At 57.3% G+C, this 11,915-nt stretch carries 9 protein-coding genes and 2 pseudogenes; 4 read left to right on the top strand and 7 right to left on the bottom strand.

Features of this window, described 5'->3' with window-relative positions:
- The first annotated feature begins 1 nt into the window (after position 1).
- Positions 2-1,342, top strand: coding sequence for a PLP-dependent aminotransferase family protein (locus QCE88_RS23825; protein WP_309906911.1), 1,341 nt, complete (start codon positions 2-4; stop codon positions 1,340-1,342).
- A gap of 9 nt (positions 1,343-1,351) precedes the next feature.
- On the opposite strand, the gene QCE88_RS23820 is transcribed toward QCE88_RS23825, so the two are convergent.
- Positions 1,352-2,260, bottom strand: a complete 909-nt coding sequence (locus QCE88_RS23820) for a LysR family transcriptional regulator (RefSeq protein ID WP_309906908.1) — start codon at positions 2,258-2,260, stop codon at positions 1,352-1,354.
- Between the two features lie 113 nt (positions 2,261-2,373).
- Between QCE88_RS23820 and metE the strand changes: the two genes are divergently transcribed.
- Positions 2,374-4,665: a 5-methyltetrahydropteroyltriglutamate--homocysteine S-methyltransferase gene (metE, locus tag QCE88_RS23815; RefSeq protein WP_309906906.1), complete on the top strand. Its 2,292-nt coding sequence runs from the start codon at positions 2,374-2,376 to the stop codon at positions 4,663-4,665.
- 1,215 nt (positions 4,666-5,880) lie between these two features.
- On the opposite strand, the gene QCE88_RS23810 is transcribed toward metE, so the two are convergent.
- Positions 5,881-6,204 carry a hypothetical protein gene (locus QCE88_RS23810; protein ID WP_309906905.1) on the bottom strand — a complete coding sequence of 108 codons (324 nt, stop codon included), beginning with the start codon at positions 6,202-6,204 and terminating at the stop codon, positions 5,881-5,883.
- A gap of 876 nt (positions 6,205-7,080) precedes the next feature.
- On the opposite strand from QCE88_RS23810, the gene QCE88_RS23805 reads away from it, so the two are divergent.
- Positions 7,081-7,329, top strand: a complete 249-nt coding sequence (locus tag QCE88_RS23805; RefSeq protein ID WP_409018248.1) for a transposase — start codon at positions 7,081-7,083, stop codon at positions 7,327-7,329.
- Between the two features lie 153 nt (positions 7,330-7,482).
- Positions 7,483-7,554: pseudogene (locus tag QCE88_RS42095) on the top strand (hypothetical protein); the annotation flags it as partial.
- A gap of 15 nt (positions 7,555-7,569) precedes the next feature.
- On the opposite strand, the gene QCE88_RS23800 reads toward QCE88_RS42095, so the two are convergent.
- From QCE88_RS23800 to QCE88_RS23780, 5 genes and pseudogenes are all read right to left on the bottom strand, one after another.
- Positions 7,570-8,055, bottom strand: a complete 486-nt coding sequence (locus QCE88_RS23800) for an RHS repeat-associated core domain-containing protein (protein ID WP_309906903.1) — start codon at positions 8,053-8,055, stop codon at positions 7,570-7,572.
- 450 nt (positions 8,056-8,505) lie between these two features.
- On the bottom strand, positions 8,506-8,688 hold the full coding sequence (locus QCE88_RS23795) for a hypothetical protein (protein ID WP_309906901.1): 183 nt from the start codon (positions 8,686-8,688) through the stop codon (positions 8,506-8,508).
- Between the two features lie 306 nt (positions 8,689-8,994).
- Positions 8,995-9,179: pseudogene (locus QCE88_RS42090) on the bottom strand (RHS repeat-associated core domain-containing protein); the annotation flags it as partial.
- Positions 9,180-9,182: 3 nt separating this feature from the next.
- On the bottom strand, positions 9,183-9,503 hold the full coding sequence (locus QCE88_RS23785; protein ID WP_309906898.1) for a hypothetical protein: 321 nt from the start codon (positions 9,501-9,503) through the stop codon (positions 9,183-9,185).
- A partial coding sequence (locus QCE88_RS23780) for an RHS repeat-associated core domain-containing protein (protein WP_309906896.1) occupies positions 9,500-11,915 on the bottom strand: 2,416 nt, incomplete at its 5' end. The genes QCE88_RS23785 and QCE88_RS23780, both read right to left, overlap by 4 nt.

Genomic DNA, 11,915 nt, shown 5'->3' with positions numbered 1-11,915 from the left:
CATGCCGCAGCCTGCACGCTATAAACAGATCGTCGACCGTTTCGCTGAAGACATTGCTTCAGGCCGGCTGAAGCCCGGCACGCGTCTGCCGACGCATCGCGAACTGGCCGCGCGCGAGGGGCTCGGTATCGTCACGGCCACGCGCGTGTATGCCGAACTCGACGCAATGGGACTCGTCAGCGGCGAGACCGGGCGCGGCACGTTCGTGAAGGAAGCCAGTCTGCCGAACGGGCTGGGCGTCGATCAGGTCGCCATCGCCTCGGATATGGTCGATCTGAACTTCAACTATCCCGCGCTTGCCGGCCAGACGGAATTGCTGCGCACGGCTTTGCGGCAACTGGCATCGGCGGGGAATCTGGAGGCGCTGCTGCGCTATCAGCCGCATGCGGGGCGCATGCATGAACGGGCGTGCGTCGCGCGTCATCTCGAACGCCGCGGGCTTTCGGCGGACGCCGAACAGGTTTTGCTCGTCGATGGCGCGCAGCATGGCCTGGCAACCACGGTCATGGGCCTGCTCAAGCCTGGCGACGTGGTTGCGGTGGACGCGCTCACCTATACGGGCTTCAAGTTGCTGGCGCAGTCGCATCGGCTGGAACTCGCCCCGCTCGCCGCATCCGGCGCCGGGCCCGATCTCGATGCGCTCGAAGCGCTCTGCAAACGGCGTCGCGTGCGCGCCATCTACACGATGCCCACGCTGCACAATCCGCTCGGCTGGGTGATGAAGGCGAGCAGACGCAAGCAACTCGTGTCGATCGCACGCAAGCATGGGCTCGTCATCATCGAGGACGCCGCCTACGCCTTTCTCGCCGATGACGCGCCGCCCCCGCTTGCAGCGCTCGCGCCGGACATCACGGTGTACGTTTCGGGCTTCTCGAAGGGCGTGGCGACGGGATTGCGTGTCGGGTATGTCGTGGCGCCACGCGACTGGGTGGCGAAGATCGAACGCGCGATCCGCGTGACGACCTGGAACACGCCCGGCGTGATGACGGCACTGGCCTGCGGCTGGCTCGAAGACGGTACGGTCGAAAAGCTCGAAGCGCAAAAGCGCGACGATGCCGCGATGCGCCAGGCGGTAGCGGCCCGCGCGTTGAGCCGCTTGAAACGGCTGACGCATCCCGCTTCTTATTTCATCTGGCTGCCGATGCCGGAAGAGGTTCGCGCGGACCGGATCGCGAAGGCGCTGATGCAGGAGCGAATCTCGGTATCGACGGCCGAGCCCTTCTGCACGACGGCGCACGTGCCGCATGCGTTGCGGCTGGCGCTGGGGTCAGTGGATGTAGAGACGTTGCGGCTCGCGCTGGAGCGGGTGCAGGAAGTGGTGAGCTTTCATATCGATGCGTGAAGCCGAGGCTCACGCCCGCATGCGTGCGCGCGCACCCTCGGCCCCGCGCGCCAGTTCGACGAATGCAGCCAGATAATCGATGCTGCGGTCCGACTCACGCATGCCCAGATAAATCTTCTTCGCGATGCCTCTCCTGCCGAGCTTGAGCGGCGCAAGGGGCATCCGGTCCGCGTACTCTTCCGCCAGCCAGCGCGGCAGCGCCGCGACGCCCCGGCCGCTTGCCACCATCTGCATCATGATGTCCGTCGTCTCGATCACCTTGTGCCGGCGCGGCACGACGTTGGCCGGCGTCAGGAATTGCGTGTAGATGTCGAGGCGGTCGGTTTCCACCGGATAGGTGATGAGCACCTCGGACGCAATCTGTTCAGGCGTGACATAAGCCGCCGATGCCAGCGCATGGTCCTCCGGGACCACGAGAACCTGTTCGTAATCGAACACCGGCACGAAGCGCAGGCCTTCTTTCTTCAAAGGGTCCGGCGTGACCAGAATGTCGATGTCGAATCCGAACAGCGCGCCGATGCCGCCAAACTGGAAGCGCTGCTTCACGTCGACATCGACGTCGGGCCAGCTCGCGAGATACGGCGAGACGATGCGCAGCAGCCATTGATAACAGGGATGACACTCCATCCCGATGCGCAAGGTGCCGCGCTCGCCCTGCGCGTACTGTTTCATGCGCGCCTCGGCATGTTCGAACTGCGGCAGCTGGCGATTCGCGAGGCTCAGCAGGTATTGACCCGCTTGGGTCAGCCGCATGGACCGGCCTTCACGCGTCCAGACCGCCGTACCCAAATGCTGTTCGAGCTTCCTGACCGTGTGACTCAGCGCGGACTGCGTGAGATTCAGGACCTCTGCGGCGGCGGTGAGCGAACCCTGTCTCTCGACTTCACGCACCACGAGCAGATGACTGCGCTCCAGCATGACACTCTCCATGAACAAATTTAATCGATGTATGAAAACTTACCATTTTTATTCATACATCGGAAATTCTATCATCGTCGCTATCGACAAAACTTTCATGGACGACACGCACGATGATCACGACACACAACCTGGGTTTTCCGCGCATCGGCGCCAGGCGCGAATTGAAGTTCGCGCTCGAGACGTACTGGAAGAACGAATCGTCGCGCGAGACACTCAAGGCGACCGGCGCGCAACTGCGTGAGCGTCACTGGAAAGAGCAAGCGCGTCTGAACTACGTACCGGTGGGCGATTTCGCCTTCTATGATCACGTGCTCGACATGAGCTTCACGCTGGGCAATCTGCCGGAACGCGTGCGCGACTTCCACGGCGACACGCTGGACAACACTTTCCGTGTGGCGCGCGGCCGGTCGGTGGCGGGCGACGAGGCTCACGCCGCCTGCTGCGCGAGCGTCGCCGCCGGCGAGATGACGAAGTGGTTCGATACCAACTATCACTACATCGTCCCTGAGTTCGACGCGAACACGCAATTCAGGCTCGATCCCGCGCGTCTGATCGAACAGGTTGCGGAAGCGCGCAAGCTCGGCGTGAACGTGAAGCCGGTCATCATCGGACCGGTGACGTATCTGTGGCTCGGCAAAGCAAAGGACGATAGCGACAAGCTCGCATTGCTGCCGCGCATCCTGCCGGTCTATGCCGCGCTGCTCGATCATTTCGCGGCGCAAGGCGTGGACTGGGTGCAGATCGACGAGCCCGCGCTCGTCACCGAACTGGACGAGGCGTGGCGCGCCGCGTTCGTTACCGCTTACGATGCGCTGTCCGCCCGCCGCGTGCGACTGCTCCTCGCCACGTACTTCGGTCAGTTGCAGGAGAACCTCTCGCTCGCGTGCCGATTGCCGATCGACGGGTTGCATATCGACGCGATCAACGCACGTGAAGAAATCGCGCCCGCGGCTGCTCAGTTGCCGGACACGGCGGTGGTGTCTGTCGGCGTGATCAACGGACGCAACATCTGGAAAAGCGACCTCGACGCGACGCTCGAATGGCTCGCGCCGCTGCACCAGCAACTCGGCGATCGGTTGTGGATCGCGCCGTCCTGCTCGCTGCTTCATGTGCCGGTCGACCTCGACACTGAAGTGCAACTCGATGCGGAGATCGCGTCGTGGCTCGCTTTCGCGCTGCAAAAGCTCGGTGAACTGGAGGTGCTCGCCGGCGCGCTGAATCATGGCCGTGAATCCGTCGCTGATGAACTTGGCGCGAACGCCGCCGCCATCGAGAGTCGGCGACGCTCTCCGCGCGTGCACAACCCGGCGGTGAAGGCGGCCTTGGCCGGCATCGACCCGGCGCTCGGCAAGCGTCGACACGGGTACGAAGAACGGGCAAGGAAGCAGGCCGCAATTCTCGGCCTGCCCGCGTTCCCGACGACGACCATCGGATCGTTCCCGCAAACGGGAGAGATTCGTCAGGCGCGCAGCCTTTTCAAGCGCGGCGAACTCGACGCTACGGGCTATCGCGCGGCGATGGAGAAGGAAATCGCCCGCGCGGTGCGCGAGCAAGAAGCGCTGGGGCTGGACGTGCTGGTGCATGGCGAAGCCGAGCGCAACGACATGGTCGAATATTTCGGCGAGCAGCTGGATGGCTATGCCTTCAGTCAGTTTGGCTGGGTGCAGTCGTATGGGTCGCGCTGTGTCAAGCCGCCTATTCTGTTTGGCGACATCAGCCGTCCGAAGGCCATGACGGTGGAATGGACCCGGTACGCCGCATCTCAGACCAGCAAGCCGATGAAAGGCATGCTGACCGGGCCCGTTACGATTCTCAACTGGTCTTTCGTACGCGACGATCAAGCTCGTTCGGTGTCGTGTCAGCAGTTGGCGCTCGCTATTCGTCAGGAAGTGCTTGATCTTGAGAGGGCGGGTGTGCGCGTAATTCAGATCGACGAGGCGGCGCTTCGTGAGGGGTTGCCGTTGCGGCGTGCGCAGTGGGACGACTATCTGCGTTGGGCCGTGGAGGCGTTCCGCATCACGGCCAATGGCGTGCAGGATGAAACGCAGATTCACACGCATATGTGCTACTCGGAGTTCAACGACATCATCGCCTCGATCGCCGATATGGATGCCGATGTGATCACCATCGAGACGTCACGGTCGGATATGGAACTGCTTGATGCCTTTGATGACTTCAAATATCCAAATCAGATCGGACCGGGTGTGTATGACATTCATTCGCCCAACATTCCTAGCCAGGAACACATCGTCAATCTGATGCGGAAGGCGGCGGAGCGGATTCCGGCGGAACGCCTGTGGGTGAATCCGGATTGCGGGCTCAAGACGCGTCAGTGGGATGAGGTCATTCCGGCGCTCAGGAATATGGTCGCGGCGGCGGAGACGCTCCGGCAGAACGCTTGAGTCGTGGGTTTGGTGGGGGTGCGTTGATGTTTTTCTTACGCGAGGGGATCGCCTCGGCTAAGGAAGGGATTGCGGGTTGGTCTTTGAAATGTGGCGCCGTCGAGGCGGATGAGGTTTGAAAACTCGTTTCGTATCAGCGGGAGGCCTGGGCGGTGGTGCCTTCGCTTTCGACTGCGATACGCGTGTTCGGGGAAAGGATGCAGTTGCAGTTGGCCGGCATCTAGGATGTTGCACGCTTTGGGAAGGTGATTTGATTGACGTGCTTTGTAATGACGGTTACCTCTGCGAGGCAGCCCTTGCGACGCATCCATTCAATCTCCGAATGGCTCTGGTGATTATTCCAGACGCCCCTTCCATCCACGTTCAGGACGCGCGCCCCGCTTATGCGGGGCGCTATCCCTAGTTGGTTTGCCTCTCAAACCAACACGCGCTCTGCCTTCAAAGCTTTTCTTATGAGCGTAATTTTATGGGTCGGTTCGGACGACGAATACACGATTAATCTGAATTGCGGGAATTGTTAACCCTTAGGTAAAGGAGGTTGGGCCCGAGGGTGTCGACAGCGGGTCTAGCGCATCGGTCGGTATGCGGCGACGCATGGACTTTCGTTTTGTTGTGTAGCTGGACAGAGGCTGGTGCTAGTGGCTGCCCCGCTTCCTTGGCGTCTCTGGAGCAGATTTCTGGGGGCGTAGAAGCACTTCGCAAGGCGCACGGTCTCACACAACCGGCTTGGCCGAATCATTGATTCGTCCGAGTTGCAGATCCGCTGCTCACGCTCAGGCCAACGCTTTGCGAGAGGTGAGCGGCCGCGATAGCGTATTGCGCTGCAGTTGGTACCATCGCGCGGATGTCGCAGCAGGTCGTGCCGACGTCGTTGATGGCGTGATCCTCAATCATTAGGGTGCGGCACCATGAACAATGGGTCGCGTGCGCGAATGCGAGAACGACCTGCGCGAAGCGCGCGCAAAGGGAGTCGCGAATGGAAGAGGTCACATGGGTAAGCGCGGCGCGAGTTGTGAGTGCTACCAGCGGTCGCGGCCGCGCACCACCAACAATTCATGACGGACGTTGACACTGCTGGCGCCAATCTTGAAACACGTCCATCCCTCGTAGAACGTTTCGCCACTCTTCAGCAAACCGTGCGAACCACGTCAGATATGAGCGATTTGTAACGACCGCTTGATAAGAACAAGGGCCGATCCAGTGGCTCCTCGACTCTTAGTTCGAGCGAGACAGTTGAGCCTGCCTTAGTTGATCTCCAAGTAATTGTCTATCAATGACACCCATGTCCAACAGCTTGCGAAGCAGATCTCCTAGAATATCAAAATCTTGCTCACGCACTGTGTTGTCGAAGAGCAAATTAACTCCGTCCTCGAAAACCTGATAATTTCCATTACTCTTTGCATCTATAAGCAATTGAGCGATATTTGACTTTATCTCTTTATTCTTCTCTAATTCGTCCGCATCTGAAGCAAACTTCATCTCATAAAACTCATTCATTTGAGCATTGAGAGCGTCGAAACGGAGTTTCAGTATATCCATTCTTACAATACCTCATAGGCAGTAGGAGGAAGTTGCTTCTTGCGTACAAAATCTCGATCGTTCTTTGCAGTCTGTATATGGATTTGATTTTAGCCGAGCAGGTCCACCGCAAACCAGTTGGTTTGTCTGATTTTCCGCCGGTTATTCTCGAAGGCTGACAGCACGCATACTGCGACGGCAGACGCGATAGAACTCCGGTGCAGTCCCGGTGCCACGCGTACGCCCCTCTGCCTACTGAATTCCGTAGATATTTTCTTGTGTCCAGGTCGATGGCATTTCATGTTGAGTCGCTTATTTACTTGGCCTTGGTCTTTCGTAACATTCTGTCCGACCCGAACCGCACTTTTAATTGTCAAATAGCACCGAACCTGCAGGATTTCGCGGATGTTCCACGGTGTCAGAACCCGTCAATGGTCGCCCCTTCATTTTTGGTTTGTGAAATCAACGTGGGAGCGCGCGCCGCTCGCCAGCGCGACGCTTCGCTGCCACAGCTCGATGCAGTGGTCCGGATCGCGCGGAAGCTGCAAACCAGCGTCAATGCCCTCGCCAGGCTTGAACGGCCCAGCGAGCCGCGCATTCAAAATCCGAGGCTGCGAGCTTTAAGAAAAGATGGATTTGCTTACAGACGAAGATCAGCAGGCGCAGATAGTTCTAATGGACAGTCTCGCCAAACGCTCGCCGATGAGCAAGCTGATGGCGAGATTGCTACGCCTCCATCAGCGCTACGCACAGTTGAGCCGCGAAATCGGCGAGTTTGAGACTTAAATCAAGCAACAGACGATCATTGACGAAGCCGGCAAGCGCCTGCTCACCGTTCCTGGAGTCGGCCCCATCACCGCTAGCAGTTTGCCTGCGATGGCGGGCTAAGCGCAGGCGATCAAATGCGGCCGAGACTTCGCCGCGTCCTTGGGATTGATGCCTCGCCAACATTCGACTGGCGGTCGGGGAACGCTTCCGGGCATCTCCAAGCGTGGCAACGAGCACTCGCGCGGCGTGCTCGTGCGGGGCGATTGGCACGCTGCGCTATGCCGATTGGCAAACGGATGCGCTGGCCGCTCGCAACGCATGCTCGGCACGCGCTCGAGTGGATCGACGGTGCGCGTCAAGTGCGCCGCCGACTCGTAGCCATCCGCGCGATTTATAGCTGACGCCTTCTAAGGCACGTCTCGCCGCCACGGAACGCTTCGTGACCGTTCAGGATATCCAACGCAACAGCCTCCGAAAAAGCCGCATTGGCAGCGCAGAGAACCGCCGATTTATCCATGACTCAAGCTCGCCGGGTGCTGGATTGAGCAGGCCGGCGTTCGTCCAGGGCAGTGCGTAAGAATCCATATCCAACGGGGGCGACTTGTGATGACCGCAGAATCAAAAAAAAGGCCGCAATTGCGGCATCATTTTTCCTCTGGTGCCCGGCTTATAGGTTCCATGATGATCAATATAAGCTTGCTCAACACCTCTGGCCCTCCTGTACGACATCTTTCCATCTTCTGCAAATGGAAATAGACCTGTCTTTACCCCTTCCTTGTCTAATCGGCCGGTACCTTGATGCTCGACCGTCCTTCTATCAATGTCGTTCGTGATGCCGATATAGAAGGGTTTTCCAACTGGATTACCGTCACCATCAATATTGTAGAGTCCATACCACTGATAGCCAGGAGCACTTAGCTTGACCGGTCCGTTAGGGTCGATCCACCCAAACACATGGGGTGCAAACTCACACAAATTGAGACCGCCAAGTTGCCCTATTGGATCCTGACTGATGAAGTAGCCGATACCAGGATCGAAATACTGATGCTGGTTGTAATGCAGGTTGGACTCTTCATCAAAGTAACCATCCGCGCACCGAACCACCGGATTTTCCGTGAATGAAACCTACCCTACGATGGACTGAGCACGTGGGGTTTCAGGCAGGGCAGCGTGTCAAGATCAATGTTGAACACGGAAGGCTTTTGATCACCGTTGAATAGAAAAGCGAAGAGCCGCTTTTGCGGCTTTTTGGTCTTACAGAATTTCAAGAACGAATAAGCCATATTCTCCAATTATAGCTCTGATAAGGTCCATCTTTTCTTTACCCTTTAGAAGAAAAAGATCGGTCCGATCAAATCCTCCGATAACACGACGATCGTAAGCAATAAACTAGACATCCATAAGCCTTTTCTCCCTTAAGCTCTCTACAACCACTTTATCGAATCGGCTCCCGATATCTAAAAACACTACCTCACCGCTTCCCGTCGATGCAAGTACTCCATTGCTCGCAAGTTTTTTATACAAGAGAGCAAATTTTCTTTTTTCCTCGAAATACTAATTGACTGCCCTTTTCTTTATAGCTGTCGAATAATTTAGATTAATACAGTTGTCTGCCTCTAGCTCATTTAAAATATGATCGAAAGCCGATACAGACAAAGGTATATAGCCTTCATCACGATAACTATTTTCGTCAAAATCGATTTCCGGAAAGTATTTATTCACTAATTCTTTGCTCATCCTAGCCTCTAAGAACCTTCCCATCGCGAGCTAACGTTGCTACACGTCCACCACCTTTATCCATTAGCTTCGATGCACTGCCGCCGTGCGCGTTAGCGCCCGCCCAATCTTTCGAATGTGATAACCCGATTTCGAGTCTTTCAACACAGGCTTGCCTTCCAACTTTATTTTTTCAGTAAATACACCGAGATCAAGATAATCTCCTGGCGAAAGCGGGTCATTCGGCTTCTTGTAATTAGGTTTGCTTCTTTCCGAGATGAGCGATTTAACATTCTTTGAATTTCCTGGCCCTGGAATTTGTTCGCCCTTACGGCCGTGCGACAGCCCGAGGGGTTCAATCCATCCAAAAATATTGGGTGCGATCGGTACGAATTGAGACCGCCGTCAAGCCCAATCGGGTCCTGCGATATAAAGATACCCGTCTGCGGATCGAAGTATCTGTTGCGGTTGTAATGCAACCCCGACTCAACATCGAAGTACTGCCCCTGCAATAATTAAAGCAAGAAATATAAATTCTTTACGAATTTTCGAACCCCCGACTTCCATGTCTCAGTATTGATTTTAGCGAAATCCAGACTTATAGCTGTACTTTTTTCCTCGACAACCGAAACGTCGGAAAGCTTGGTAGTAGAAGCTCCTCTATAATCAAACAGAAAAAAAACCAGGTCAAATTCTTTACCTGATCTATTTAGTAGCTTCCAGGTTATTTGGTCATTGGAAACAGAAAAAAATTTATCTTTATCAGGGCTTCCAAATACTGTCCATCCAGCATCTTCTAATAAATTTTTGAGCTCGACCATTCGGGCCTGCGTCATTCCAAACTCTCCCAGAACCCTTTTGGAGCAGTAACTCCACTCGTTGTAGCGAGCTTGCCCTCTACATATTCTCTACTCATCGACTTACCCCCCATGGACCAAGTATCAACCGAGAGCATTTGATTTTTTCTATCTGTAATAGTAACGCTATACGCGTCTTCTCCAATCTTTCTAACATGGTATCTGACCTTGGAGTCTCGGCCACCACCTTTCAACATCTTCCCATCAGTAACATTCCTCTCACCGCGCTCGAGATAAGCCCTCGGAGACAAACTGGAATGACGCTCAGCATGGTTTTTTAGGCCGTGGTCGTTGTGTCGATCCATTCCTTTATGGGAACGTCGCTTTTTCCACCTCGGTTTCTTTTCACACTTTAAACCAAGAGGGTCAATCCATCCGATAGTATTAAATGCGAAATCATACGGATTGAGCCCACCATCCAATCCAATCGGATCCTGCGAGATGAACGAGCCCGTACCCGGATCAAAATACCGATACCGGTTGTAATGCAGGTTAGACTCAGGGTCGTAATACTGCCCCTGCAACCGAATCGCCTGCTCGACCTTCCGCGTCTCAATCCAATCAGCCCCACCCGACACACTGTAGTTCGTTTCCCAAACGATGTCACCGTCCGCGCTGCTCAGCCTGACGGGCGCACCATTCGGATTATTCTGATAAAAATAAACTCGCTTGCACGCCCCATCATCGACCTGCATCGCCAGTGGCTCGAAGCCACCTTGCCGATACACATAAAACCGCGCTTCCCTCGCATGAAGCGCCGTGCGCCGCACCTCGCCGGCCATCGCATCGCCGTCCCACAGGAACCAGGTCCGCGCCCCTTCATCGCGATGCCTCTGCCCGGTTTCCGGCCTGACATCCGCCGCCTGCTTCCCAATCCGCCGACCGAGCGCATCATAGCGATACACCCATCGCTCGTTAGCGGTGTTCTCGAACCCCACCATCCGCCCGAACACGTCCCAGGTGAACCGCTCCACGCCCCGCGCAGGATGCGTGCGCTCGCTCAGTTGCCCGGCCGCATCCAGCCACCAGCGCGCGCCGTCCGGATGGTGCCACTCCCGGCCCTGCTCAGTCGCGCGCACCTGCGAGAACCGATCGCCTTGCGCGTTGTACACATACCGACGCACCCGCTGCCCCGGATCCGTATGCGCGACGATTCTTCCCAGCGGATCGTATCGATACCGATCCACCCCCAGCCGGCTATCGCTACGCGTGACCAGGTTCCCACTGACGTCATATTCATACCCGATATGCGTCTCGCGATGCCCCGCACGCCGCGCGGTCTGTCGCGCAAGCCGCCCCGCGCCGTCATAGCTGAACGTGTGATCGAGTCCCGGTGCGAACGCGATCCCGCTCAAACGGCTCGCCAGATCATGCGTGAAGCGGATCGGCTCATGCGCATCGATGCTCAACGTACGAGCCAATCCCAGCGCATCGTACTCATGGCTCAGCGTCTGCCGATAACACACCTCGCCATTCAATTCGCGCATCTCGCGCCGCTGCATCTGCAACTGACCCGCAGCGTCGTACTCGTAACTCACGCTGCCGAGCGTATCGGCGTGCTTCTGGGTCTCGCTCGCAAGCCGCCCGTCGAGGTCGTAAGCGCGCTCGATCATCGCATGTGCATTGCGCGCTCCAATCAACTGACCGTGCTTGTTATAAGCGTAGTGCTCGGCCTCACCGCTGCCCTCCGCGATGCGGCTCACGATACGTCCCAACGGATCGCAACGGATGCTCAGCATGCGCCCGAGCGGATCGACGGTGCGCGTCAGGTGCCCCGCCGGATCGTAGCCATAGCCCCGCGCCTGCCCGAAGTAGTCGATCTCCTCGATCAACCTGCCCGCTGCATCGCGCTTCAAATGCCAGGTCTGCCCAAGCGGATTGCTCACGCCGATCAGCTGTTCTTCCGTATCGTAGTGATAGCGGGTGACGCTGCCATCCGGATCCGTGCGCGTCTGAAGCTGCCCCTGTCCGTAATACGTGAAGCGCGTTTCCTGCCGCGCTTCGTCCTCGTAGCGGATGAGGTTGTCCTCGCCGTCGTACGCGCAACGTACCCATGCCCCACTGGGAAGATCGCAGAGGATCAGACGATCCTTCTTGTCCCATGCATAGCGCGTGGGTCCCTCTCCCGGCGCTTCGCGGTGTAGCAGATTGCCGCGCGCATCGTGGGTGAAGTGCGTGACGCGCCCCAACGCATCGGTCAAGTTAGCCAGATAGCCGTTCGCGTCGTAGTCCAGCGCCGTGCAGCGCCGCGCCGCATCCGCCACTTGCGTCAGTTGCCCAAGCGCGTCATAGCCGAAGACGCTCGAACACCCCGCCGGTGTCACCTGTTCGAGCAGATTGCCGCGCGTATCCCAGGCCTGGCGCCAGACGCCTCCCTCGGGGTCGGTGATC

Source organism: Caballeronia sp. LZ035 (assembly GCF_031451175.1).
Taxonomy (GTDB): domain Bacteria; phylum Pseudomonadota; class Gammaproteobacteria; order Burkholderiales; family Burkholderiaceae; genus Caballeronia.
This window is presented reverse-complemented; position numbering and strand designations above follow the sequence as displayed.

What these genes read in the sequence shown, in the direction of transcription:
- QCE88_RS23825 (WP_309906911.1), top strand. Translation starts at nt 2, where the DNA reads ATGCCGCAGCCTGCACGCTATAAACAGATCGTCGACCGTTTCGCTGAA.
- metE (WP_309906906.1), top strand. Translation starts at nt 2,374, where the DNA reads ATGATCACGACACACAACCTGGGTTTTCCGCGCATCGGCGCCAGGCGC.
- QCE88_RS23785 (WP_309906898.1), bottom strand. Translation starts at nt 9,503, where the DNA reads ATGACGCAGGCCCGAATGGTCGAGCTCAAAAATTTATTAGAAGATGCT.
- QCE88_RS23820 (WP_309906908.1), bottom strand. Translation starts at nt 2,260, where the DNA reads ATGCTGGAGCGCAGTCATCTGCTCGTGGTGCGTGAAGTCGAGAGACAG.
- QCE88_RS23795 (WP_309906901.1), bottom strand. Translation starts at nt 8,688, where the DNA reads ATGAGCAAAGAATTAGTGAATAAATACTTTCCGGAAATCGATTTTGAC.
- QCE88_RS23810 (WP_309906905.1), bottom strand. Translation starts at nt 6,204, where the DNA reads ATGGATATACTGAAACTCCGTTTCGACGCTCTCAATGCTCAAATGAAT.